Here is a 24635-nt window from a genome sequence, read left to right on the forward strand (position 1 = left end):
TGAGCCTCAACAGATCCGAGGTAATTGTTCGCCCGACAGCCAGTCGACGATCCTTCCGCCGCCAAAGCTCGTCGCCATCTGCACGAAATGGTGGTCGTCTGCCACGGCCTCGCCGATCTCGGCGGCATCACGGCCGAGCGGATGCACCCGCATCGCCGCAAGCACGGCTGCTGCAACCTCGGGCGCCACGATCGCTGCTAGCTTGCCCTCGTTGGCGACGTAGAGCGGATCGAGCCCGAGCAGTTCGCAGGCCGCAGCAACACCGGGCTTCACGGGGATCGACGCCTCCTGAAGTCGGAAGCCGAGGCCGGACTGCTGGGCGATCTCGTTCAGCGTCGCGGCGAGCCCACCGCGGGTGGGATCGCGCATCAGACGGATGCCCTTGCCGCCGGCCGCCAGCATGCTCGCCACGAACTCATGCAACGACGCGGAATCCGAGACGATCTCGGTCTCAAAAGCGAGGTTCTGGCGTTTGGACATGATGGCGACGCCATGGTCCCCGAGCGTTCCAGAAATCAGGACACGATCGCCGACGCGGGCATTCCCGGCAGAGAGGTCGAGCCCGGCAGGCACGACACCGATCCCGGCTGTCGAGATGAACAGGCCGTCCGCCTTGCCGCGTTCGACGACCTTCGTGTCACCGGTGATGATGTAGACGCCCGCGGCTCGCGCGGCCTCGCCCATGGAATCCGCAATCATCTTCAGGTCGGAGAAACGAAAACCTTCCTCGATGATGAAGCTCGCCGAGAGATAGAGGGGCCGCGCGCCGGCCATGGCGATGTCGTTGACAGTGCCATGCACGGCGAGCGAGCCGATATTGCCGCCTGGAAAGAACAGCGGCGAGACCACATAGCCGTCGGTCGTCATCACCATGCGCCCGGCGCCGACATCGAACGCAGACTGGTCGTTGCCGCACGCCAGCCATTCATTGCCGAAGGCCTCGTGGAACAGGCCCGAGATCAGTTGCGACATCGCGCGGCCACCGGATCCGTGGGACAGGTCGACGCAGCCGTTCCTTATGTCGAGCTTGCGCTGATGGGCTTTCATGACGCCCGCCGTTGCTGATGATCGCGGAAGCGGCCGTAGGTCCAGTGTGCCGCACATGCACCCTCGGACGAGACCATGCAGGACCCCATCGGCGTCTCCGGCGTGCACATCGTGCCGAACAGCTTGCAGTCAACCGGCTTCTTCACGCCGCGCAGGATGGCGCCGCATTCGCAGGCCGGATTGTCGGCAACGCGAAGCTCGTTCATGTCGAAGCGGACCTCGGCGTCGTATTTGGCGTAGGCCCGCTTCAGCTTGAGCCCGCTATAAGGCACTAGGCCGAGACCGCGCCACTCGAACTGGTCGCGCAGCTCGAAAACGTCGGAGACCTCCTCCTTGGCACGCAGATTGCCGTCACGGGTTACTGCGCGGCTATACTGGTTCTCCACCTCATGTCGGTGCTCGTTGACCTGCCGCACCAGCATCAGGATCGCCTGCATCATGTCGAGCGGCTCGAAGCCCGCGATCACCACCGGCTTGCCGAATTCTTCGGCAAAGAACTCGTAAGGCTCGGTGCCGATGATGATCGAGACATGGGCCGGCCCGACGAAGCCGTCGATCTCGACGCGGCCGATATTGCGGATATCGGGGCTTTCCAGGATGTTCTGCATCGCCGGCGGCGTCAGCACATGATTGCAGAACACGCTGAAGTTCTTGAGCTGCTTCTTCTCGGCGAGCCGGATCATCACGGCGGTCGGCGGCGTCGTGGTCTCGAAGCCGATGGCGAAGAACACGACCGCGCGGCCGGGAATTTCTTCCGCAACACGGATTGCATCAATCGTGGAATAAACCATACGGACGTCGGCGCCGCGCGCCTTCGCCTTCAGCAGCGAAGCACCCTGCGAGCCCGGCACCCGCATCAGGTCGCCGTAGACGCAAAGGATCACGTCCGGCCGCTCGGCGAGCCGGATCGCCATGTCGATGCGTCCCGCTGGCAAGACGCAGACAGGGCAGCCGGGGCCGTGGATCATCCGCACGTTCTTCGGCAGCATGTCCTCCAGCCCGTAGCGGGAGATTGCATGCGTGTGGCCGCCGCAAAATTCCATGAAACGATAGGATTTTTCCGGATCTGCCTCCGAGCGAATCGCCTTCGCCAATCCCAGCGCGATCTCCTTGTCGCGAAACTCGTCGGCATATTTCATTGCGCGGCCTCCCGGCTTTCGGCGCCGATTTCACGCAACAGCTCCAGCGTCCGCTGCGCCTCCTCCGCATCGATCTTGGTCAGGGCGTAGCCCACATGGATGATCACGTAGTCGCCGACGGCGAGGTTTTCGATCAGCGCCACCGAGATCTCCTTGCGGACGCCATCGATCGAGACGACGGCCATGTCGTCGGGCAGGAGCTTTGTGACCTCGGCAGGTATCGCGAGACACATCAGGCGTTTCCTTCCGGGCCTTGCTGTTCGAGGAGTTGGAGCGCGGCGACCCAGGCCTGCCCGAGGCTGAGGCCGCCGTCATTGGACGGCACCTGGCGAGGCAGCAACGGCGAGAGCCCGGCGGCGACGCAGCCGCGCCCGATCTCGTCTGCGAGGATCGCGTTGAGGAAGCAGCCACCGCTCAGGATGACGGTAGTGACGCTGGTCTCCAGTGCCACGCGCGCGATCCAGTCGATGCAGGCGGCGGCGAAGGTGCCATGGAAGAGCTCGGCCCCATCGATCGGATCGACCGCAAGGCGCTCGAGCAAGGGGAAAAGAGACAGCACGCCATTCTCGATCGTCCAGCCGTCCTCGGCGAGGCGCGGTGTGCGGACACGCGCTTCCAGCTTCATTGCGGCTTCGCCCTCGTAACTCTGCACCGGACAGAGACCAAGCAGCCCCGCCGCCGCGTCAAACAGCCGGCCGGCGCTGGTCGTCGTCGCCACGCCGGGCTGGTCGAGCATAGCGCAGAGACGCGCAGCCTGCGGCTGCATCGCAAAGCGCTTCGCAATCGCGTCGCCGCGCCGCAAGGCGTGCAGCACGCTCGCGGCCATGCGCCACGGCTCGCGCGTCGCGCGATCGCCACCCGGCATCTTCATCGGCGCCAGATGTCCGAGCCGCCGGAAGCGTGCACCATCGCACGAGAGCAACTCGCCGCCCCAATTGCCACCGTCGCTGCCATAGCCGAAGCCGTCGAGTACCAGCGCCAACGCTGGCCCTGCGACGCCATGTTCCGCCATCACGGATGCCGCATGGGCATGGTGATGCTGGACCGCGATCAGCCGCCTCCCGCTGGCTTCGGCGAAACGGGTCGAGGCCATGTTCGGATGCAGGTCGTGGGCGATGACGACCGGCTCGATTTCCAGCGTCGAGAGCAGGTGATCCACCGTCTCCTCGAAAAAGCGAATGCCTTCCGCGGTGTCGAGATCGCCGATGTGCTGGGAGACGAAGGCTTCGTTGCCGCGGATGACGGTGACCGTCGACTTCAGCGCGCCGCCGACCGCAAGCACCGACGGGACCGACTTCGCGAGCCTAATCGGCTCGGGAATATAGCCGCGGGCGCGGCGGATGAACTGCGCCCGCCCCGCGACCACCGACACGACAGAGTCGTCCGCGCGGGTGACGATATCGCGGTCATGCGTGACGATCAGGTCGGCGATGCCGGCAAGCCGCCGTTTGGCCTCGTCATTGACGATCACCAGCGGCTCGCCGCCAGGATTGGCGCTGGTTGCCACGATCGCCCAACTTGCGCCGTCCGCTCGCGGATGCGCCGAATTGAGCGCCTTCAGCACCAGATGATGCAGCGGCGTGACGGGCAGCATGACGCCGATCCGCGACAGCTCCGGCGCAATCGCGGGCGCGAGCATATCGCGGGATCTCATCAGCACGATGGGCCGCGGCGAGGATTCCAGCAGCGCGAGCCCGACCGCATCGATTTCAGCGATCTCGCCGACCACATCCGTCGAGCCGACCATCACGGCGAACGGCTTCTGGTTGCGATGCTTCCGATGCCGCAGACGCCACACGGCCGCATCTTCACGGGCATTGCACAGCAATTGATATCCGCCGAGCCCCTTGATCGCGACGATCCTTCCGTCGGCGATCGCAGTGGCGATCTGCTTGGTACCATGACTGATCCTTGGCCCACATCGCGGGCAGGCAATTGCTTCGGCGTGGAAGCGACGGCTTGCCGGATCGGCATAGTCTGCTGCGCAGGCCGTGCACATCGCGAAGCGCCTCATCGCGGTGGTACGGCGGTCATAGGGCAGCCGCTCGGCGATGGTGTAGCGCGGGCCGCAATGGGTGCAGTTGACGAAAGGATAGAGATGGAAGCGGCTCGCCGGATCAAACAGCTCGGTCAGACACTGCGGACAGGTCGCAGCATCGGCGGCGATCCGGGTCGAGACCTTGCCCTGCTCACTGGCGCGGATGTGGAACTCGTCGCTTTCGGTGATGCCGACCGGTTGCACGGAAATCTCGTCTATCCGAGCCAGTGGCGGTTTTTCCAGCGCCAGCGCATCGACAAAATCGGCGGCGCGGTCGCCCTCGACCTCGATCACCACGCCATCGGGATCATTGGCAACGAAGCCGCCGAGCCGATAGCGCGCGGCGAGGCCGTAGACGTACGGACGAAAGCCCACGCCCTGCACGGCGCCGCGCACATGCAGGCGCAGCCGTCTTCGGTCTCGCGCCATGGCCTCGCCGCTCATGCTCATCCCGACACGGCCATCTCGGTCGGCTTCATGTGTGCAACCCGCTTGCGAATCCAGGCATAGAATGCCGCAAAACCCTCACCGGTGCACGCCGACACCGTCAAAACCTCGATCTTCGGACTGACCCGGCGCGCATATTCGATCGTCCTTGCAAGATCGAAGTCGAGTACGGGCGCAAGATCGATCTTGTTGATCAGCATCAGAGAGGAGGCTGCGAACATGTCCGGATATTTCAGCGGCTTGTCCTCGCCTTCCGTGGTCGAGAACACCACGATCTTGCAGGCCTCGCCGAGATCGAACGCCGCGGGACAGACGAGATTACCGACGTTCTCGATGAAGAGGATGCCGCCGTTAAGCCAGGGCAAGCGGTCATAGGCTTCGCCGACCATGGCGGCATCGAGATGGCAGCCCTTGCCGGTATTGACCTGGATCGCCGGCACGCCGGTCGAGCGGATCCGTTCGGCATCGTTGGAGGTCTGTTGATCGCCTTCGATCACGCCAATCGGAAAGCTGTCCTTCAGCTCGGACACGGCGCGAACCAGAAGCGAGGTTTTTCCGGCGCCGGGGCTCGAGACCAGATTGAAGACGAGCACGTCATCGGTGCGGAAGCGCGCGCGATTGTCGGCGGCAAGCCGATTGTTCTTGCCGAGAATGTCGCGCTCGACCTGGATGATGCGGTCGCTGCTCATGCCGGCGATCTGCTGGCCTGCCGGGTTGGCGCTGCAATCGACCAGCCCGCCATCGCCGGGCGCGTGATCATGATGATGGTGATGATCGTGGCTGTGCCCATGATGATGCGAATGATCGTGCCCATGGGAATGATCATGGGAATGATCATGGGTGTGTTCGATGGACGCTTTGGCATCGCTGCAACCGCATACCGTGCACATCAGTCGACCTCCAGTTCCCTCACGCGCATCTCTTCGCCGCCGGTCACCTGCAATTGATAGCTGCCGCAGGACGGACACGGCTCACAGCGCTGCTTGATCTCGACGCCTTTGGAGCAGGCCATGCACCAGGCCGCTCCCGGCGTCTCGACGATCTCGAGCCTTGCTCCTTGTGCAATGGTGCGCGCGGCGACGGCCTCGAAGCAGAACTTCATCGCCTCAGGCGCAACATGGCTGAGCGCACCGATCTCCAGGCACACGACGTTCACCCTAGCGAAGGCGCGCTTGCGCGACTCCTCCTGGATAATCTCGATGATTCCCTCGCACAGCGCCATCTCATGCATGGCCGATCTCGCGGAAGCTGAGGCTGAAGCCGACGCACGGATCGAACGAGCCGACGAGCGTGCGGACCGCATCCAGCCCCTGCCGGCCCCCGGCGAGAACGGAGCCCTCGAGGCTGCGAACCAACGGCCCGCGGGCATGGAAATTCCACTCCGTCGGCGCCAAGAATTCGAAGCGGACGATGCGGTCTTCATCGTCGAGCTCGACGGCATGATAGAGCCGGCCCCGCGCGCATTCGACGGCACCCGCGCCTCTGCCGGTCCCCAGCCGGTGGCTCTGGATGACACCGTCCTCGACTGTCCCATCGTCCGCCTCGAGGAAGGCGCAGAGCCGCGCCACTTCCGCGATCCGCGCCTTCAGACGCTCGGCGGGCCCCGCGCCCGGCGGCAGGATCGGCTCACGCCCAACCCGCCGCGCCCAGACGCCGGTCTCCGGAATCCGGCCATGGAGATCAGGCGCATCGGAGAATATCGCGCCATCGGCAAGCAGCCGCATGACGATTTCGAGATCGTCGGCTGCCGACAGGAATGACTGTTCGACCACCGGGGGCAGCAAGGCATCGCCATCGAAATTCGCAAGATGTACCGCCAGCGCGCTGCCGGCCCCGGGCGTTTGCTCCTCGCTCGCGATCCCGAGCGCGGCGAGCGATGCCCTGATCTTCGCCACCGCCTCGCGGCGCGAGACCGCCTCCCCGCGCTCGGCGATGCTGCCACCCAGAACGGCCGTGGCCTCCATCATGGCACGAACGGCTGCGGCGCCGGCGCCGTCAAGCGTGAGACGGCCAACGAACAGGCCGCGTAACAATTCCGTCAGGCGTTCGGCGACGACAGCGACGACGCGACCGTGCTCGATCTCGAGACTGGCATCCTCGCCCCGCGCCGCCTCGACCGCGGACAGGAAAGCTACCTGATGCGCCATCGAGCACAGGGAGAACAGACGCGGCAGCACCGACGGCAGTGACGAGGCCGGCTTTCCCGCGAACAAGCGCGTCAACGGCGGCCGGCTGCGCGGCCGGATCGCGACGTCGGCGATCGTGCCGCCGGCGAGCCACACCGTGATGTCGATCTCGTTGCGGAAGGCCAGGCTCATCCGCACCGCTCCGTCAGAACACTGCGCAGGAGGTTACGCCGATCGATCGGGCTTGTTGCGGGCTCGCGACGACGGACCGCCTCCTCGCTGTCGGCCGGCAGCATCAGCTCGGCGAGGGTCGCTTCGGCCGTCGCCCGCGCGGCGACCATGTCCGCGAACTGGAACATCGGCGAGAACAGCGAGCAGCTCGCGATCAGGCCCGTTTGTCCGACCTCGCTGAGAGTGAATTCGATATCGCCCGCAGGGAAGCGGATTCGCAGGCTCGGGCCCGACGTATCCCGCGCGATCGCGCTCGCCGGCATCACCACGTTCATGAACCAGGGCGTGACCATGATGCCGATGGTCGTGCCGTTGAACCAGCGGAAACCGACCGCTTCGACGCCGAGCGCGTCGTTGTAGATCGGCAGATCGCGCATCGCGCGCTCGCCGATCTCCCGATAGCTTCTTGCCAAGAGCTCGCCCCACGCTTCGGCGTCGGCGTCGCTGGCAGGAATTTGCGTGTCAGCCGTCATGACTCGATCGCCATGAACTTGGATTTTGGAGAGTCGCAGTTCGGGCAGCGCCAGTCTTCCGGCAACGCCGCGAACGGAGTGCCGTGCGCGATCTGTGCCACCCCATCGCCATCGGTGGGATCATAGACCGTCCAGCAGATGCCGCATTCCAGCCGCGTGACATCGGCGACGTCCTGGCGCACGCCAAAATTCTCGAACCTGCTCATTTGAAATAGGCCTCGATGATCTCCTGAAGCCGCTCAGCCGAGTCCTCGAAGTCCTCGTCAGCCGCAATCGCCACCGTCGGCACGCCGCCGACCTCCAGCGTATCGAGGATGATGGTGTCCATGGCGTTGAAGAACTGCACCGACCAGACATTGCGGATGCCCGTGGAGAGCACCCGGCAGGTACCATAGCCGCGAGAAACCAGTTGGATCGGCCCGTTCTTGATCGTGTCCTGGAGAAAACTCATGTCGACCGAGCTCATCGGCAGCAGCGTGAAATTGATGATCTGCGAGCGGATGCCCGGCCGCCATGCGAGCGCCCGCTCGCGGATTTCCGCAAGCACCGGCAGCACGTTCATGGCACCTTCGGGGGCCTGCCCGATCTCGAAATCCGCAGCCGTGAGATCGGCAGCGGCGCGCTTCACGATCTCCGGGATCGGCCCGACCTCGAGATATTCGTGATTGGCGTCGCTCTCGAGCCGCACGCGCCAGATCCCGGCCAGCACAGATTCCTGGATCTTCGCCAACGATCCATCGGGCAGCGCAACGACGGCGGCCACTTCGCCCTCGCCCATCACATCGGCAATCAGCTTGCGCTCGAGATCGTTGAGATTGCCAAGCCGGAACAGTTGCGTCGGCATGTCGGCTTTCTGGCTCGCGATCGCTGCGGCCACCTTCGACAACAGCTCGATGGCGTTCGGGCAGATCCTGGCGAGTTCCGCACTGTCGAGCGTGGCAAGCTTGGCCAAGGCACCGGCCGCGGTCAGGCTGCCGCTCGTCGCGTTCAGGCTCTCATCGCCGATCGGAAACACGTTGATCGGCTGCTCCGCGCCCTCGGGCGCAGTCCAGAAACCCGCGTTCATAGTTCGGCACCTTGGCGGTGCTGGGGAACGATGGTTGTCACGACAACGGCGCTCGTGCCGCGCGGACGGTCGACCAGCTTGGTGATGCGGTCGACATAGATCGACCAGTCCTGGATCTTCGCGATCAGCCCGAGTGTCTCGCCCTTGGCGACGAAGATCAGCGTCGGCTGCACGCGCACGCCAAAACGCTGGCCGAGTTCGCTCTCGGCACCGCGGGCGATCACCGCGGCACGCAACCGACCCTTGAATGCCTCGATCAGCTCCGGCAGCACGACCGCGACGTCGATCGCCTCCGGAAAACGCGCGGGGTCTCCCGCCGACAGCAACACGGCGATGGCGCGGGCCTCGTCGGTCGTATTCAGAAAACGATCGACCGTCGTAGCATCCACCTCGGGCAAGCCACGCCGCGCCAGATCCTGCCTTCCCTGCTGTAATTTCATCAGACCTCCCCTGACAAGCTTATGATTCTGCTGGGAAGAGGATCAGCAAGGTACGTGCCAAGGACGGTTATCACCTTTCCTAATTTATCTAGTTGATTTGAATCATATATTTCCACGACAGGAGATGCATCAATCCCAAGACGGAAAGCTAATTTCCATATCGGATGAAAATGAACTTAGCAGATAGAAGTTTATCTTCCGGCGAGGACGCGGGCTCTCGCGGAGCGGGCTGCCGCCCTAATCAAACCGGAGATGCTCGGGCAGTTGCGGCTCGCGGTCAATGAGGTCGGCGAAGAAGCGATCGCAATCCTCGCGATTGATCGCTGCGCCCAGACCGTCGATCGCGGCGCCGATCAGGCGCGCCTCGGCCTCATGCAGAAGCCGAACCGCGGTGTCGATAAAGACCAGCACCCTGGCACCGGCCGGCGGGTTCGAGAGCAGCAGCATCGAAACGCGCCGCTGCTCGCCTCGGAACTCGCACAGCGCCGATATCCCGTCAGTCTCAACGATCGTCATCGGCAAGCCGAGGCACATGGCGGATCTCCGACGGTGTAGCCGGTCAGGCCGGCCGTCCCCTCATCTCGTAATGCTGATGATCGATGTCGTTGGCGAGCAGCCGCTCCGATTCTGCCAACGGCGCGGTGCGCGGCATCACCTCGACGCCCCATTCGGCCAGGATCTCGCAACCAAGCTCGAGCGCCGGCGCGATCTGATCGCGCACCGGCTCCGTCAGCGGCCCACCCCAACCCTCGAGGTCGAGCGGCTGGCAGCCGATCAATACGAGATGTCGCGGACAACGGCCAAGCAGGTCGGCCGCGCTGATGACCTCCTGGAAGCCGGTCTGGTGCAAGCTCATCTTCTTGGCGCCGGAGAAACGCGGCACCTCGTCGTCACGAACGACCTTCAACTGCCCGGGCTCGCTCCCATAGTCGATCGCGTCGAACACGATCAAACGATCCGCATCCTCCAGGTAGTTCACGAGGTAGAGCCCCTGCGTGCCGCCGTCGAGAATGGTGACGTTGTCGGGCACGGCGTAGCGGCGGTGGAATTCCTCCACCGCGCGCACGCCAAAGCCTTCGTCGGCCCACAGGATGTTGCCGATGCCGAGCACCAGGATGCTGTTTGCTTGCGAAGATGTCGGCATCGGTATCATTCCAGCTTATCAGTCGCGGAATTGCCGCTCGCCGGAGATCATCGAGGAGATAATGCTCTGGCGCGACATGATGTCCTCACGGACAGCGGCGTAGATGTGCACCATCACGAACACGACCAGCGCCCACATGCCGAGATGATGCCAAGTGTGAACGTCCTGGCTGTTCGGCCAGATCGCGAACACCCAGCCGAACAGCTTGTGCTGCCAACTGTCGATGCCCGCACCTTCCGAATAGAGCGCAAAGCCGGTAACGATCATGAATGCCACGAACAGCGTGAAGCCCGTGAACATCGCGGTCCGCGCCAGCGGGTTGTGGCCGACATACATCTTCGGCTCGCGCTCCAGGAACGCATACCAGCGGATTTCATGCAGCACTTCTTTCCAGAAGTGCTTGCGATGCACCGGCAGATAGAAAATCTGCCGGGAATGGTGATTTCCGACGAAGGCCCACAGAATGCGGGCAAGGAAGAACACCGCCAGCACCTGCCCCGCCGCGAAATGGGCAAAGCGGATATAGCCCATTACGAAGTTCGCCGAGGCCTCGCCCTCGACCGACGGCAATGGCGTTCCGATCAGATAACCGGTCACCATCAGCACGATGGTCGAGAACGCGTTCACCCAATGGCAGATCCGCACCGGCGCTTCGTAGACGTAGACGGCGGGACGGCCGACCCCATGTTCGCCGGCCGCATCGGCCGCTATCGCGGAGAGGTCCGGCTCGGCCTCCGCCGGACGTGCAGCTACATCCATCATGGCGTTTCCCCCTGCTTCACCTGACCTTGACGCTGGCCATTTCCTGGCCGTCCGGACTCATGACATGCGTGGAGCAGGCCAGGCACGGATCGAAGGAATGGATCGTGCGCAGGATCTCCAAAGGCTGCTCGGGATTGACCATCGGAGTGTTCATCAACGAGGCCTCGAATGCACCGATGTTCCCTTGCGGATCGCGCGGTGAGCCGTTCCAGGTGGTCGGCACCACGCACTGGTAGTTGTCGATCTTGGTTTCCTTGATCTTGATCCAGTGCGCGAGCGCGCCGCGCGGCGCCTCGGTGAAGCCAAAACCCTTGGCCTCCTTCGGCCAGCTCTCCGGCTTCCACTTGTCGACGTTCGCGGTCGAGCTGTCGCCGGCCTTGATGTTGGCGACGAGCTTGTCCTGGAAGTAGCGCATTTGTCGTCCGGCCCAGACCGACTCCAGCGCGCGCGCCGCCGTGCGACCGAGCGTCGAGAATAGCGCCGACAGCGGAAGGTCCATATCCTTCAGGAACTTGTCGACAGGATCCTTGAACTCGGCCTTGTTCTGCGCATAGCCCACCACCCAACGCGCCAGCGGGCCGACCTCCATGGCGTGACCCCACCAGCGCGGCGCCTTGATCCATGAATATTTTCCGCCCTCATCGAGCTGCTCGATCGCGGTCTTGGTGCCTTTCGCATTGGGCCCCAGCACGTAGTTCGGCTCGGTCACGCCGTCCCAGGGATGCAGTCCCTTGGTTTCGTCGGGATATTTGTACCAGGAGTGAACCACGAACTCCTGGATCTCATCGGGGTTGGCATGATCGACGGGAAGCACCTCCGAGAGATTGCCGTTTATGATGGCGCCCCGCGGCAGCTTCAGGCTCTTGGAGGAGTAGTCGTTGGCGTGTTCCGGCACGTCGCCATAAGAGAGTACGCTCTTGCCGGAAAGACCGCCGCCGTAGAGCCAGTCCTTGTAGAACGAACCGATCGCCGCCACGTCGGCCAGGTAGACCTGCTCGTTGAACTCGATCAGGCGATCGATGATCGACGAGATCAGGTTCAGGCGCTCGATGTTGATGGCACCGACCGCGCCCGCGCCGTCGACGTTGATCGGACAGGGCACGCCGCCCACGAGCCAGTTCGGATGCGGATTCTTGCCGCCGAAGATGGTGTGTATCTTGACGATCTCCTTCTGGAAATCGAGCGCCTCCAGATAGTGCGCGACCGCCATCAGATTGGCCTCAGGTGGCAGCTTGTAGGCCTTGCTGCCCCAATAGCCGTTCTTGAAGGGCCCCAACTGCCCCGACTCGAAGAACTTCTTGAGACGGGTTTGCAGGTCCTTGAAGTAACCTGGCGACGACAGCGGCCAGCTCGAGATCGACTGCGCGAGCGTCGAGGTTGCGCGCGGGTCGGCCGAAAGCGCGGAGACCAAATCGACCCAATCCAGCGCGTGCAGGTGATAGAAGTGAACGACGTGGTCGTGCACCTGCAAGGCAAGCTGCATCAGATTGCGGATCGAATTGGCGTTCTTCGGAATGGTGATCCCGAGCGCGTTCTCGACCGCGCGCACCGACGTCAGCGCGTGCGTGCCGGTGCAGACGCCGCAGATCCGTTCCGTGAACGCCCAGGCGTCGCGGGGATCGCGGTTCTTCAGGATCACCTCGATCCCGCGCCACATCGTGCCGGTGGAGACTGCGTTTCGGATGACGTTGTCGGCGTCGACATTGACCTCGACCCGCATATGACCTTCGATGCGGGTCACCGGATCGACGACGATGCGTTTGCCGGAATTGTCGAGATTGAAGCCGTTGGGAGTCTTACCCATGATTTTCTTAGCCTTGGATCTCTTTGGCGCTTAGCTGGTGTGGTGCGCGTCTTCGCGCTTGCCGGCGAGCCGCCTCACCGCGGTCACCGCTGCATGCGCGGCGACTGCCGCACCGACGGCTCCGGCCGCCACCATGCCGATCTGGTCGGCGTTCTTCTCGATGCCGAACTGCTTGATATTGGTGAGACGGTCGTAGAACGAACTCTTGTCCCAGAATCCGTCTTCCGAGCAGCCGATGCAGCCATGGCCCGACTGGATCGGGAAGGAAACGCCGCCATTCCATCGCACGGTCGAGCAGGCGTTGTAGGTGGTCGGGCCTTTGCAGCCCATCTTGTAGAGACAATAGCCCTTGCGCGCCGCCTCGTCGTCCCACCCCTCGATGAACTGGCCGGCGTCGAAATGCGGCCGCCGATAGCACTTGTCGTGGACGCGCTGCGAGTAAAACATCTTCGGCCGGCCCTGACGGTCGAGCTCGGGCAATTTGCCGAAAGTGGTGATGAAGGTGACGACGCCGGTCATCACTTCGGCGATCGGGGGGCATCCCGGCACCTTGATGATCGGCTTGTTGGCGATGACCTTGTCGATGGGCGTCGCCTGCGTCGGATTGGGCTTGGCCGCCTGCACGCAGCCCCACGAGGCGCAAGCGCCCCAGGCGATGATCGCCATCGCATCCTCCGCCATCATTTTCAGCTTCTCGACGAACGGCTTGCCGCCGTCGATGCAGAACATGCCACCTTCGTTCAGCGGCGGATTGCCTTCCACCGCGAGAATGTATTGCCCTTTGTGCTTGGCGCGGGTCTCTTCGAGGATCGCCTCCGCCTGGTGGCCTGCGGCGGCCATGATGGTGTCGTCATAGTCGAGCGAGATCATCGAGAGCACGGCATCCTTCACCAGCGGGTGCGCGGAACGAATGAAGCTCTCGGAACAGCAGGTGCATTCGAGGCCGTGCATCCAGATCACCGGCACGCGCGGCTTGGTCTCGAGTGCGTTCGCGATGCGGCTCGCCGCCAGCGGCCCGAGGCCGAGACTCGTCGCAGTCAGGCTGCAAAATTTGTGAAAGCTCCGACGCGTGATACCTTGTCGCCTGATCACGCTGTAAAACGTTTCCGTCGCCGCGCCCATGAATCCTCCCGCCTCGGGCTTTGACTTGTCTACGACGCCAAGGACAGCAAGAAGCAGGCCAAGCACTGGGAGCGTAAGGAAAGTAGAGTGATACCAAATTGTTGCAGATTTGAATTGCTCGAATTGCGGTGCGCGCGCATGCCCCCACCGAAAAGCGGAAACAATTCGATTTCAAGCGACAACGAAGTTTCCGCCCCCGCGCGAGAGACCACTCAATGCGCGGTGCACACCATCCAGGGATCGAACGAGCGCACGACGTGCTGGATGGCGACCGAGCGTGTGCCGGCGTCGCTGATATCGGTGCCAGCGCCTGCTCCAGCGGGCCGCCGACATCGGCCGGCTGGAAGGCCAGACTATGCGGCCACTTCCCGGCGAAGATACCCATGGGTTCGAGCAGCCGCGCCCGCGCCGGTAGGACATCGCGTGCCGCAGTGCCGCGCTTCGCTGCGAAACGGTCCCGTGTCTCCTCATGCCAGGCGCGCGCGGCACAGGCCTCGCGAGCGAAGTCAGGCATGAAGAAGATGTAGAAGTGCGTGAGATGATCGGCGGCATTCTCCGCCGCATGCGCGAGATTGGTGGCGAGAATCCCGTTCGGCGCGACCTCGGCCGCCATCGCATCGCGAAGAGCGGCAGCGGCGGCGACCGACTGCGAGACCGAGCAGATGCCGCAGATCCGCGGCGCCAGCGCCAGTGCCTCGAGGGGCGGACGCCCCCCTCCAGGATCTGCTCGAAGCCGCGATACAGCGGCGCCGTGACCTCCGCGCGCATGACCCGCCCACTCTCGACATTGAGGCCAACTTCGAGATCGCCCTCGACGCGTTGAGCGGACCGATCGTGATGCGCGTCATGGCGTGCGCTTCGCCGTCGGGCGGCCGGGCAGCACGACCACGTGGTCCGCGGTCGCATTCAGCAGCACCCGCCGCGGCGTCGCCGACTTCGACAGGGCCGCGAGCGCCACGAACCAGGTCTTGGGCATGTCGGTCGGAAGTCCGACGGGAATGCCGGCAAGCTTTGCGGATGTCTCTCTCCACAGTGAAATGCGAAGCGACTTGCTCCGGCGCGATCTGCCTCGGTACATCTGGCGCGTACCGCGCGATGTTGGAAAGACAACCAATCTTCGACTTGCTTTTTGACGCGACAGATCATCTTCAAGGGAGCCACGTGACCGGGCTGGCCTATCGACCCGATGTGTGCAGTTTTCGCCGCTGAATTCCAACAGCGCAAAGGTGGCGACTCCGAATAGACACTGGACAAGACGTTGGAATGGCTCATCGACCACCTGGATGAATTCCAAGCAGCGGCGGCCGCCGGCGCGACTCGTTTGCGGTTCGCACGCCACGCCCGTGCTGCGGTCCGCAAGCCCTGCCCCGACGCCTCAGTGAGCGAATAGAGCGCGGCGGCTATACTCTACACACGAAAGGCGGCGAGCCGCTTTTCGAGCGGCGCTAAGGAATAAACAGGCAAAAGGGGCGGCACCTTAGGCTCAAGAGAACATTGGAACGCGGCCCCTAGATCTTGTGATCTGCGGCAGCCGCTTTATCGGCAAGGTCCCCGCGAACCGACGCATCTATGTCGCCACCGGGCAGTATCTACCGTACCCTCAACGCGCCTCTGGCCGGCACATACGCCGCGGCTTAGCCCAGAGTATACTATGCAGAGACGTGGCTTGCCCCATCAATGCTTGCCTGTAGAGACCGTTCGGGCGTCGGCTGTTCCGAACTCCTCTTCGATCGCGGGACACACCAACTGCACGTCCGGCTCGAAGACGAAGCCGCGTAGCACGGGCGTCACTTCAGCTTGATCTGGACGTCACCACGGCAGAATGCCTTCGGCAATGCCTAAGCCGCACGACTTTCCGGTCGCGTTCCTGTCGAGATCGCCCAGCAATGATCACAACAAAAATTTAGCTGTCTGTGAAGCTCCACTGTCACATTGAACGGGTCCTAGTCATTGTATTCGTTTTCGGCACAGCTGAGCCACTGACTGCGACCTTAAAACGAAACATCGTTATCAAACGTCTTGATGGACCATCAGGAGGCTGGGACATGCTGGGCTCTCATCGTTAGATTCTAAGTTTTCAGGATTTTGCGCCATGTCATATCCACTCCCTCAAACCAAGCTGCATGCTGTGCTGAAAGGTGCTCTGGAGGATGCTATCCGGATGGTGCCTGAAGCAAGGCGGACGTCTTCATTGAAGGCTTGCCTCGCCGAGAAGGTTCTAACTCTGGCCGCGCGGGGTGAGAGCAACCCAACGATCCTAACTCGTCTCGCCGTGCTGACGGTGCAGAACTCCTGTCATGGCTGTTACGGATGTGAAAGGTGGTAGTCGCACGGGGGGAGCCCGCGAAGCGCGAATTGATTAATTTGAACTGGAAGGTCGGGCTTTCTGACGTCACAGTAGCACGGTTGGCGATACGCTTTTCGCTGACATGATGGAGATTCGTTCACTATGTCATGGCGTCCGCGTGACCCAATAGCGGCCACCCACGCCGAGGCCAAACTTATCGCATATAAAATAAGACAGAACTTCCTTCGATCTGTAAACCGCCGCCGCCACTGCCTCGCTTCGGGAATGTCATTTTCGCGACACACGAGCGTGCATTGAAACACGACCGCGTCCGGAATCGAACACAACACACATTTGCCGAATACCGGAGTGCACATGCAGGGAGGACCAGACTTTGATGACCGAAACGATCGCCTTGATCACGCAGGCGAATACTATCCAAGAGCCTAAGTACTATTCGCTCGAAACGTCGGCTGGTTCTGCGACGTGCTATCCGCGAAGATCCGCAGCATCCCGCACGATCGCGCTCGCGTCGGTGTAAATGGGCTGCGTCGCAGAGATGGACCCGCGAGGGCCATCACCGCAATCCTTCAGTCGAGTTCGCTGGGATCGGTCCAACCGCAATTTAAACTTGCGTAGGCGGACGCGAGCGCGAAAAAGGCCTCCGCGAAAAGCGCGCGATCGAAGTCGTCGAGGGTGGTGCTCGCAGGTACAGCTGGTTATGATCGGCGGAAACAGTTGCTGTGCAACGCTCCGGCAGCAGCCGTCACCTGTAGCGGACAAGATCAACGCATGAACAGCACCTCTTCTTCACCAGTCAATGCGATCGCAGCCGAGCTTGGCGGCCTCGATCCCGCATACGCGCCGACGCCACTCCTGAACCTTCCGGCGCTTGCGGAGCGGCTCGGAGTGGCGCAGGTGCTAGCGAAAGACGAGGGCCGCCGCATGCTCGGCAGCTTCAAGTCGCTTGGTGGCACCTATGCCGGGTTGCGCGCGCTCGCCCGGGCCTCGCGCATGCAGCTGGCCGACCTTCTCGCGGCCCGACCTAAGGGGCAGCCGACCCTGGTCTGCGCCAGTGACGGTAATCACGGGCTCGCGGTAGCTGCCGCCGCGCGCTTTGCCGGGGCGCCCGCCCGCGTGTTCCTGCACGAGGGCGTGCCGAACGCGCGCGCGCGCCGCATCGAGAATCAGGGTGCCGAGATCGTGTGGGTGCCGGGCACCTACGACAATGCAGTTGATGCGGCCGCAGCCGCGGCCTGCCAAGGCGCCGGCATTCTTGTCGCCGACACGACCGACGATCCGAACGACCCCATCGTTTGCGACGTCATGGCGGGATACGGCGTCACGGCGGCGGAAATCCGCGATCAGGTGGATTTCGCCGGCCTTGGGCGTCCGACACACGTCTTTATACAAGCTGGTGTCGGCGGACTCGCCGCTGCCATCGCCGAGGGCCTCTCGGGCTGGCTGGCACCTCCGGGATGCATCGTGACGGTCGAGCCGGAAACCGCCGCGTGTCTTGCGCCCGCGCTCGCGGCCGGTCGCCCGATTCGGGTGATGGGCGATCTCCGAACATCCGCGGAGATGCTCTCCTGCGGCCAGGCGAGTGCGGCCGCAGTTGCGGTGCTCAGGCGTCACGGCGCTCGGGCCATCACCGTGCCCGAGCCGGAATTGGTGGATGCTGTCCGCGTACTCTCCGTCGATGATGGCCTCGCCACCACGCCGTCCGGTGCAGCGGGCCTGGCGGGTGCCATGGCTGCCCTCGCAGATCCGAGCCATACAACCGATCTAGGACTCGACCGGTCGAGCCGCATTCTCGTCCTCCTCACCGAACGCGCCTGGGAGGACCGAACGTGAGCACCGCAATCTTCGCTCCTAGTTCGACTTGCATCCTCTCAGTGACGCCATGTCTGGCAGGCTCGACGTTTCATGATTGGATCATCGGCGGTCCGTCTCCGGCTCGGGAATCAGCGGCGCGCCCCCGATGGAAACCGGCCCTTCTGCTTTAGGCGGGCGAGTGGCTCTTGGAGTCGACTTTGAAGCGGCCTGGGCTGCTGGCGGACGAATATCTGCAGGAAGAGGCGCAGCAATGTTCTGCAGAGACTCAATTCTAGAGGCCAGGGCTGCGATTTGATCTAACATACGCTTCAAATCGGCTTGCTGCGCATCGATGTTGCGGTTGAGCGCTGAAATCTCCTCGCTCACCTCCTGTTGCCCCGACCGAATCTCCGAAAGGGCCGCTTTGTCCTCAGGTGACAACGCCGGCATTGGGACGACTTCACGTGCCACTGACGCCTCGATCATTCGGTCGATATGGGGCCAGTAAAATGGACCCCCAACGCATAGCCCGAAGATGGCGACAAATCCAAAAACCCACGGAAGGCGTCTTGATGACTTCTGCAAGACGGGCGGCAACTCCGAACCGTTCGCTTGATCAATCACATCCATCATTCTCTCTCTCGCTCTATAATGACTCTCGTTGCCGCGGTAGTAGATGACGGTCAAGAGCGTCCATGCGAAACTAATTGGTCATGCGCACAAAGATATCGGCAAAGATCATGCCGCTTCAGCGTCCAACACGACTCTACTCGTGACAACGAATCGATGTTTTCCGGCGCCTACAGGCACTCGGCGCATTAACGCTGCACAGGCAACGATAAAACGCACGATGCGATCGCGTCCATAGCTCTAAGTACACTCGCGATGGCGCGGGCTCTTCCGCACTGGCGGCAATCTGCCGGGCGCGCTGTCGAAAGATAAACAAGCACGCTCGCAGAAGGCGGGCTCAGCTAGCTTCTCAGATCAACTCTGCGCCCGAACGGATGGCTTTAGGCAAAGTTACGCTAGCCGATTGAGAGATGACGAATCGCTATCTATAACAACGGGCATTATCTGCGCGAGTCTAACAGCGAGCCATTTGACCAGGATCACGAGCCAAGAGCCAGGCTCCCTATTGCCGGAATTTACCGGTGCATGGGCTGGCATCGCGAGATCGGCATCGTAGCGGGCCACGTCTTACCGCCACAAGGACATCATACGCACGCGGTGCATTTTTCAAGCGTGACCACCCGGGTCGCAGACTTACTCGGAAATACAAGGAATATTGATTTTGGCGACTGAGTGGGCCTATCTTTTCGACTTTGCAAGCCTAACAGCCTGCATTGAACGTGGCGGCATTTTCGCGGCGAGCTTAGAGCAAGCCCATCAGGCGTCAGCCGTTTCATAATTGCGATGGAATTGGTGGGGAATTCTTCGGAATGCGTGGACTTCTGATCGTTTTTATAGCGCTTACAATAGTGTGGGCAGCACGCCGCGGGCACCAAGATGGCTTTGTGCCGCGGCTGACCGCGTCCATGCCGCCAGTCAACGTACCCTAGTCTTATGATCGCGGTCGAGTAGCTCAGCCATTTGGCTTTGCCCTCACAGATCCGGGCAGCCGGCTTTCCCGCACCCGGCTCTTCCCGGGAGTAATCCGCGTCATATCCGCGCCTGTGCCCAAGTGCGAGTGATGCGTGGAACGGGCTGACGGAAGCGTGCCGTCAGGGTCTCGAACTCGGACCAGCCCATGCGCCGACTTTTCTGGCTCCGCCGTCTCAAACAACGCAGCCAGGTCCGACGTGCTTCGCGGTAAACGCCGATGAGCACTGGATAACTGTGCGGCCTGCCGTAGTAGCCATAATGCCCACGCAGAACCGCAGCGAACCGCTTGTGCTGTGTGTGTTTCGGCATGGGAGCCGATGAGGGGTCCCAATCCAACGCCGATTGACAAGCGGCCTCGTGCTCACGCGAGATCTTCTCTCGTCGCTTTCTTCCAATCACTACGGTGCGGCGATATACTTCTGTTCTCGCACCGTTGGATAGATAAAAATGACCTGGGCAGGCAATACCGCGCTCGGCCAAATCGGTTCTGTTTTGTGACCAGCACCGTTGTGGATCCGTCGCGCGACGCGTGCCTCTTTCAAAGCATTCGACCCGGGCATCCGGCCAAAGTGGGTCATGCGCCGTCATAGTGATGGCGACGCTCGAATGCTACGAACCCTCGGTAGCTCGCGATAGTATTCAACCACAATGCCAGCCTCACTCGCGTCTCACATGATAGCCCCAACATGAACCGCGGTTCGGACGGACGACCGGCATACCTGCTAAATAGCTTCGAAGTACCGCTGGCGTTCACAGTCGGAGACTCGATGTTGAACGGCTTCCCACTCCCATCGCCGGGAACGGGAGAACGCTTCAACAAACCTTTCGCCAAAAACGTCCATCGCCTTTGGAGATTGTTCAAACCGGGATGTGGCCTCAGACAAGTTTTGGGGAAGCCGTTCGAACGGAGGATGTCTTTCCTCGCTTGCATCACCAACGATTGGAGCTGCCAACACAGCATTCTCTTCAATCCCCAGAATACCGGAGCCGATAGCACATGCGAGAGCGAGATAGGGGTTCACATCTGCGCCACTCAATCTGTACTCGAGGCGGTGTGCAGACTTGTCTCCCGGAATGACCCGCACCGCACACGAACGATTGTCAACTCCCCAGCTAGGACAGGTTGGAGCCCAGTAGCCTGGCCGCAGCCTCTTATAACTGTTCACGTTGGGCGCAGCGAGTACACAAAAGTCGTTCATATATTTCAGCTGTCCGCCGAGGAATTGGCTCATAGTTCTTGAGATGTTGCGGCTTGCCTCGCCTTCGTAAAATGCATTTTGACCATTTGACGACATTGAAATGTGAATATGTCCCGACTGTCCCGGCCCATTCTCCGAAACCTTTGCCATAAACGTTGCCATCATACCCCGCTTCTGAGCCCAGGATTTCAACATCGACTTGAATACGACTGCTCGATCCGAAGCCTCCAGGGCATCACAATGACGAAGCGATGCCTCGATCGCCCCAGGGCCGGTTTCAAAGTGGAGCCCGCTGAGCGGCAATCTAGCATTCTCACAAAGCGCCAGAATCTCTTCGAATAGCTCATTACTGGCAAGTGTGCGCGCTACTGAATAGCCAAAAGGGCCCCTCGTCAGGGGGACCCATTGATTATAAGGCTTTTTCTCAATTGTCTCGGCGCTCTCATTAAACAGCATAAACTCGAACTCAAATCCAGCAGCGCAACTGTATCCATGGTCAGCAGCTCTTCGTAAGACCTTCCGCAAAACACCACGCGGGCAGATGCTCTCATGTCCACCTGCAAACTCTGCGAGGTAAAGATACCGATCATGACTGTTAGACACCGGACGCGCTGTGCCTGACAGAACACGCAGGTTGGCGTCTCCGAATATCGATGGCAGCTCTTGCCCGAAATCGGCAGGTATCACTCGGTCCGAACAATCCCAGCCGAGCACGGCTTCGGAGAACTTGATTGTCCAGCCTTCGTCCGAGACATCGTCAGCTAATACGTGCTTGCCGCGAAGAATGCCGTCAAAGTCGCATACTCCAATCAATGCCTTACGCGCCTCGTCCGCGCCAGCCACCTGTATTTCGCTTGCCATCACTTCTAACCCTGCGCCGTCAATCCGAATACCTCGTCCATACGCATTGCTCGCAGCTTGCGATAATCCTCATCAAGCTCAGTTAAGTTGTTGCTCACGAGATACACAATACCCGGCGTCGAAGCTAAGTCGGTCGTCGGGACCAGGTTTTGACCTATCGGAACAAACGCTATCGAATCTGCGAAGCTGGGCAGCTTGCGGATTGCGTCCAGTCCGGGATAACCGCCAACAACACCGTCCATATTGGAGATGAGTGAGACGCACAATGCATGCGCCCGCCGCGTGTAAGGCCCGCGTCGCCTCATATGATCAGTAAAACCGATAGGATCTGCGTAGCGCCACGCCGTCAGCGTTATATGATTGTGACCCAAAGCCATGGTCCGGGCTTTTGCCGACATTGTCCCCTGAAGCCTCGCTCCAAGATCCACCAGAACTGGCCCCTTATCATCGATGATAATTTCGGCATGAGCAGGTCCGTTGACGATCTCAAGCGCCCTTAGCGCCGGCACTAAGTAGTCGGACAGCTCTTGAACAACTGGTTCCTCACCTCCCAGCAACTGCTCGAGCGCGCAGACCGATGCCGCGCCCTTGATGGCAACGGTGTCATAAGTCCACACCTCCGTGACGAAGGTTTCTCCGTCGATCGAGACAGTGTTTACGGTGTATTGTTTGCCGTTTATCTTCTCCTGGCCAAGAACAAAACGATTCATAGCTCCGAGGCAATTCGCCTTGCCTACAATAACATGCACAGCTTTGCGAACATCAGCCTCGGTCGCGCAAAAGAACACGTCCTCCGTACCTGCGCTGTTCAATGGCTTGATCACGATTTCGTCGTAGCGCTGTTGACGCATCCAACTTATGACGTCCTCCGCATCGTCGGACACAACTTGCCTGATCGATCGCACTCCTGCGGAGCTCAAAGTGTCAGCCAAGCGCGATTTGTCACGTCTTGCAGCGGACAACGCGGTTCCATTTGAAGGTAGTCCGAGCCGCTCGGACAAGGAATCGGCCACTTCAACTCCTGACTCACAACCCGCTATGATGAATTCCAACTCCCTACCTCGGAGAGCCTCCAAATGAAATTCAACGATCTCCTCCTTAGCCATGCGCTCGTCCGGCCGAATGATTTCATCATAGATGTCGAGGTTAAAGTGCGATTGGAAGATTGGTGGGATTCGTGCATTCGACATCGCATGCACGTTCCTAATTCCGTAGCGCTTGAACTCTTCCGGCAGGTATCGGCCTGTCGAGTATGCGTCCACAATTACACAATTCCGTTCCTTCATGCCGATCTCCGATACTGCAAGTAGACGTTAGCCACGGCGACAGCCGTAATGAGAACGTTTCCAACAAACGTATATAAAGAAGGCACGATACGAGAATCGAAATACTGCAAAAGAAACGTAATCACAGGTGCCGTGGACAAGACCATGTTTGCCGTAAATGGCTCTACGCGGCGAATGCCCTCCTGCACAAGGAGCAAGGGAACAATGATCGTCGAGAGTGCAATCATTATGATCGCAAGCCAATGCTGTGAGATCTCGCGTAAGATGGAGGAAGGATCGCTCAGTGCTAGCAGCAAGAGGATTGCTCCATAGAAGCGATGGGCCAGCACTTGTCGACCAGATAATCCACGGTCGAACAGCAGTTTCACAAGGATATTGGTAAGCGAAAGCGACAGCCCAGCTGCGATTGCCAGGAAGATACCAAAGGACGAGCGAGATCCCCATTCGATCCCAGCGTTGCCGCTTGCCGCGATCCAGACCATGTAAACACCAACAGCCGCAATCAGAATGCTCGCGGCGATATCTGACTTCGGAGGACGCCCCTGTCTCCTGATCAGTGCGTTCAACCATGCTGTCGCTGTAGGTCCCAATGCGACCATGAACGTGACGACGATAGCTGGCTCGGCGTACTTCAGTCCGATAAACAAACCGACCCAGCTTATCGCTGTAACGCAATTGAGCGACGCAAAAGCTAGAATCGACGACTTCGTGACCTTCGCTCCAATGCCTTCGCGGCGAGCCAAAATGTTGAACGTGATACTTACGATACCAAAGCAGAACAGGAGAGTGACCCACACGTTCGCTTGCTGAAAATATGACGCCGCAAAGACTTCACCTGCCGCGCTAACGACAACGTAGAGGGCAATAAAGAGCACTCCTGCGGCGAATTGTCTGCTCGGCCTGTCGAGAGGCTCTCCTTCTTTCAATCCCAAAGGGCCGCATTTCGATCGAAACTTCACGCTACACCCCTATCAGTCCGGCGATACGTGATACACGCCTCTCCAAATGCATTGAAAAGCTGCTTGCTCAGAGGATCAGTTTCGACGTGCCATTCGGGGTGCCACTGCACGCCGATCTGCAGCGTCGGCGCGCCTATTACAGAAGCCGCTTCGATCAGACCGTCGGACGCCCAGGCTTCCGGTTTCAGCGCAGCCGCAAGCCGTTCTATGCCTTGATTGTGCAAGGAGTTAACGTGCGCCTCGATCGCGCCCGCGATAGGAACGAGAACGCCGTCAGGACAAAATTTCACGCTGTGCGCTGTATCGTACTGGCGATCCCTCGGCAGTCCGGCCTTCTCAGCGTGCATCTGTCCGCTTTCCAGCCTCCATTCGGACAACGACGGGTGAAGCGTGCCGCCAAAATAGACGTTAAGCTCCTGAAGCCCACGGCAGATGCCGAGTATCGGCATCCCAAGGGCAAAAGCCTTCTCGATGGCGCCCGCGGACAGCCTGTCACGAGGGCGATCCCTCACGCCAGCTTGAACGTCCGCCTGGCCTGTCAGTTTCAGTGTGCGCGAAGCGGACCAGCTGAAGATGGCAGGATCGATATTCGATTCATCGCCTGTCAAAATCAGACCGTCGAGCCTGCCCATGATCGACAGATCACTGTCGCCTTTCGCATCGTCAGCATCGATCGTTGGCAATATCACGCAAGCCACGCCCGCATAGTGAACGAGGGCTTGAACATATTTGCGCCGCAACCAGTCACGGTGCACGCCATCGGCCAAAAGGCGGTTTGAGGTCACGC

The 24635-nt window shown here is 61.1% G+C and carries 22 protein-coding genes and 2 pseudogenes; 1 reads left to right on the forward strand and 23 read right to left on the reverse strand.

Annotation, left to right across the window (positions count from 1 at the left end; translation table 11 throughout):
• Window positions 1-6 precede the first annotated feature (6 nt).
• The 18 genes and pseudogenes from hypE to IVA80_RS31820 form a co-directional block, all read right to left on the reverse strand.
• Window positions 7-1047, reverse strand: coding sequence for a hydrogenase expression/formation protein HypE (gene hypE, locus IVA80_RS31735; RefSeq protein WP_247438827.1), 1041 nt, complete (start codon window positions 1045-1047; stop codon window positions 7-9).
• Window positions 1044-2186 carry a hydrogenase formation protein HypD gene (gene hypD / locus IVA80_RS31740; protein ID WP_247438828.1) on the reverse strand — a complete coding sequence of 381 codons (1143 nt, stop codon included), beginning with the start codon at window positions 2184-2186 and terminating at the stop codon, window positions 1044-1046. Before hypD ends, hypE begins: the two co-directional genes overlap by 4 nt.
• Window positions 2183-2419: a HypC/HybG/HupF family hydrogenase formation chaperone gene (locus IVA80_RS31745; protein WP_247438829.1), complete on the reverse strand. Its 237-nt coding sequence runs from the start codon at window positions 2417-2419 to the stop codon at window positions 2183-2185. The genes hypD and IVA80_RS31745 overlap by 4 nt, the downstream gene beginning before the upstream one ends.
• Window positions 2419-4674 (reverse strand): carbamoyltransferase HypF, encoded by a 2256-nt coding sequence (gene hypF / locus IVA80_RS31750; RefSeq protein WP_247438832.1) that lies wholly within the window; start codon window positions 4672-4674, stop codon window positions 2419-2421. The genes IVA80_RS31745 and hypF overlap by 1 nt, the downstream gene beginning before the upstream one ends.
• Entirely contained in the window at window positions 4671-5561 is an 891-nt protein-coding gene (gene hypB / locus IVA80_RS31755) for a hydrogenase nickel incorporation protein HypB (protein ID WP_247438834.1), read from the reverse strand. The genes hypF and hypB overlap by 4 nt, the downstream gene beginning before the upstream one ends.
• Entirely contained in the window at window positions 5561-5902 is a 342-nt protein-coding gene (gene hypA, locus IVA80_RS31760; protein WP_247438836.1) for a hydrogenase maturation nickel metallochaperone HypA, read from the reverse strand. The genes hypB and hypA overlap by 1 nt, the downstream gene beginning before the upstream one ends.
• Window positions 5895-6989 carry a nickel-dependent hydrogenase large subunit gene (locus IVA80_RS31765; RefSeq protein WP_247438838.1) on the reverse strand — a complete coding sequence of 365 codons (1095 nt, stop codon included), beginning with the start codon at window positions 6987-6989 and terminating at the stop codon, window positions 5895-5897. The genes hypA and IVA80_RS31765 overlap by 8 nt, the downstream gene beginning before the upstream one ends.
• Window positions 6986-7501, reverse strand: a complete 516-nt coding sequence (hybE, locus tag IVA80_RS31770) for a [NiFe]-hydrogenase assembly chaperone HybE (RefSeq protein WP_247438840.1) — start codon at window positions 7499-7501, stop codon at window positions 6986-6988. The genes IVA80_RS31765 and hybE overlap by 4 nt, the downstream gene beginning before the upstream one ends.
• Window positions 7498-7707 (reverse strand): rubredoxin, encoded by a 210-nt coding sequence (locus IVA80_RS31775; RefSeq protein ID WP_247438842.1) that lies wholly within the window; start codon window positions 7705-7707, stop codon window positions 7498-7500. The genes hybE and IVA80_RS31775 overlap by 4 nt, the downstream gene beginning before the upstream one ends.
• Window positions 7704-8567 (reverse strand): hydrogenase expression/formation protein, encoded by an 864-nt coding sequence (locus tag IVA80_RS31780; RefSeq protein ID WP_247438844.1) that lies wholly within the window; start codon window positions 8565-8567, stop codon window positions 7704-7706. The genes IVA80_RS31775 and IVA80_RS31780 overlap by 4 nt, the downstream gene beginning before the upstream one ends.
• Window positions 8564-9007 carry a hydrogenase accessory protein gene (locus tag IVA80_RS31785; protein ID WP_247438846.1) on the reverse strand — a complete coding sequence of 148 codons (444 nt, stop codon included), beginning with the start codon at window positions 9005-9007 and terminating at the stop codon, window positions 8564-8566. The genes IVA80_RS31780 and IVA80_RS31785 overlap by 4 nt, the downstream gene beginning before the upstream one ends.
• A 237-nt stretch (window positions 9008-9244) precedes the next feature.
• On the reverse strand, window positions 9245-9541 hold the full coding sequence (locus IVA80_RS31790) for a HypC/HybG/HupF family hydrogenase formation chaperone (RefSeq protein WP_247438848.1): 297 nt from the start codon (window positions 9539-9541) through the stop codon (window positions 9245-9247).
• A 25-nt stretch (window positions 9542-9566) separates the two neighbouring features.
• A complete protein-coding gene (locus tag IVA80_RS31795) occupies window positions 9567-10151 on the reverse strand; it encodes a HyaD/HybD family hydrogenase maturation endopeptidase (protein WP_247438850.1) in 585 nt (194 codons plus the stop codon).
• A gap of 18 nt (window positions 10152-10169) precedes the next feature.
• A complete protein-coding gene (gene cybH, locus IVA80_RS31800) occupies window positions 10170-10913 on the reverse strand; it encodes a Ni/Fe-hydrogenase, b-type cytochrome subunit (protein WP_247438852.1) in 744 nt (247 codons plus the stop codon).
• 16 nt (window positions 10914-10929) lie between these two features.
• Window positions 10930-12717 (reverse strand): nickel-dependent hydrogenase large subunit, encoded by a 1788-nt coding sequence (locus tag IVA80_RS31805; RefSeq protein ID WP_247438854.1) that lies wholly within the window; start codon window positions 12715-12717, stop codon window positions 10930-10932.
• A 30-nt stretch (window positions 12718-12747) separates the two neighbouring features.
• Window positions 12748-13839 (reverse strand): hydrogenase small subunit, encoded by a 1092-nt coding sequence (locus tag IVA80_RS31810; RefSeq protein ID WP_247438856.1) that lies wholly within the window; start codon window positions 13837-13839, stop codon window positions 12748-12750.
• 337 nt (window positions 13840-14176) lie between these two features.
• Window positions 14177-14687: pseudogene (locus tag IVA80_RS31815) on the reverse strand (nickel-dependent hydrogenase large subunit); the annotation flags it as partial.
• Window positions 14684-14857: pseudogene (locus IVA80_RS31820) on the reverse strand (HupU protein); the annotation flags it as partial. The pseudogenes IVA80_RS31815 and IVA80_RS31820, both read right to left, overlap by 4 nt.
• A gap of 2061 nt (window positions 14858-16918) precedes the next feature.
• Between IVA80_RS31820 and IVA80_RS31825 the strand changes: the two are divergent.
• Entirely contained in the window at window positions 16919-17980 is a 1062-nt protein-coding gene (locus IVA80_RS31825) for a pyridoxal-phosphate dependent enzyme (protein ID WP_247438859.1), read from the forward strand.
• An 81-nt stretch (window positions 17981-18061) separates the two neighbouring features.
• On the opposite strand, the gene IVA80_RS31830 is transcribed toward IVA80_RS31825, so the two are convergent.
• From IVA80_RS31830 to IVA80_RS31850, 5 genes are all read right to left on the reverse strand, one after another.
• The gene (locus tag IVA80_RS31830; RefSeq protein WP_247438861.1) at window positions 18062-18574 is read right to left on the reverse strand and encodes a hypothetical protein; all 513 of its coding nucleotides are present in this window, start codon (window positions 18572-18574) and stop codon (window positions 18062-18064) included.
• 1691 nt (window positions 18575-20265) lie between these two features.
• On the reverse strand, window positions 20266-21603 hold the full coding sequence (locus tag IVA80_RS31835; RefSeq protein ID WP_247438863.1) for a glutamine synthetase: 1338 nt from the start codon (window positions 21601-21603) through the stop codon (window positions 20266-20268).
• A gap of 5 nt (window positions 21604-21608) precedes the next feature.
• The gene (locus IVA80_RS31840; RefSeq protein WP_247438865.1) at window positions 21609-22889 is read right to left on the reverse strand and encodes an ATP-grasp domain-containing protein; all 1281 of its coding nucleotides are present in this window, start codon (window positions 22887-22889) and stop codon (window positions 21609-21611) included.
• Window positions 22886-23848: a DMT family transporter gene (locus IVA80_RS31845; protein ID WP_247438867.1), complete on the reverse strand. Its 963-nt coding sequence runs from the start codon at window positions 23846-23848 to the stop codon at window positions 22886-22888. Before IVA80_RS31845 ends, IVA80_RS31840 begins: the two co-directional genes overlap by 4 nt.
• Window positions 23845-24633 (reverse strand): gamma-glutamyl-gamma-aminobutyrate hydrolase family protein, encoded by a 789-nt coding sequence (locus IVA80_RS31850; RefSeq protein ID WP_247438868.1) that lies wholly within the window; start codon window positions 24631-24633, stop codon window positions 23845-23847. Before IVA80_RS31850 ends, IVA80_RS31845 begins: the two co-directional genes overlap by 4 nt.
• Window positions 24634-24635: the final 2 nt, after the last annotated feature.

Origin of the sequence: Bradyrhizobium sp. 139 (assembly GCF_023074175.1) — a bacterium.
GTDB lineage: Bacteria > Pseudomonadota > Alphaproteobacteria > Rhizobiales > Xanthobacteraceae > Bradyrhizobium.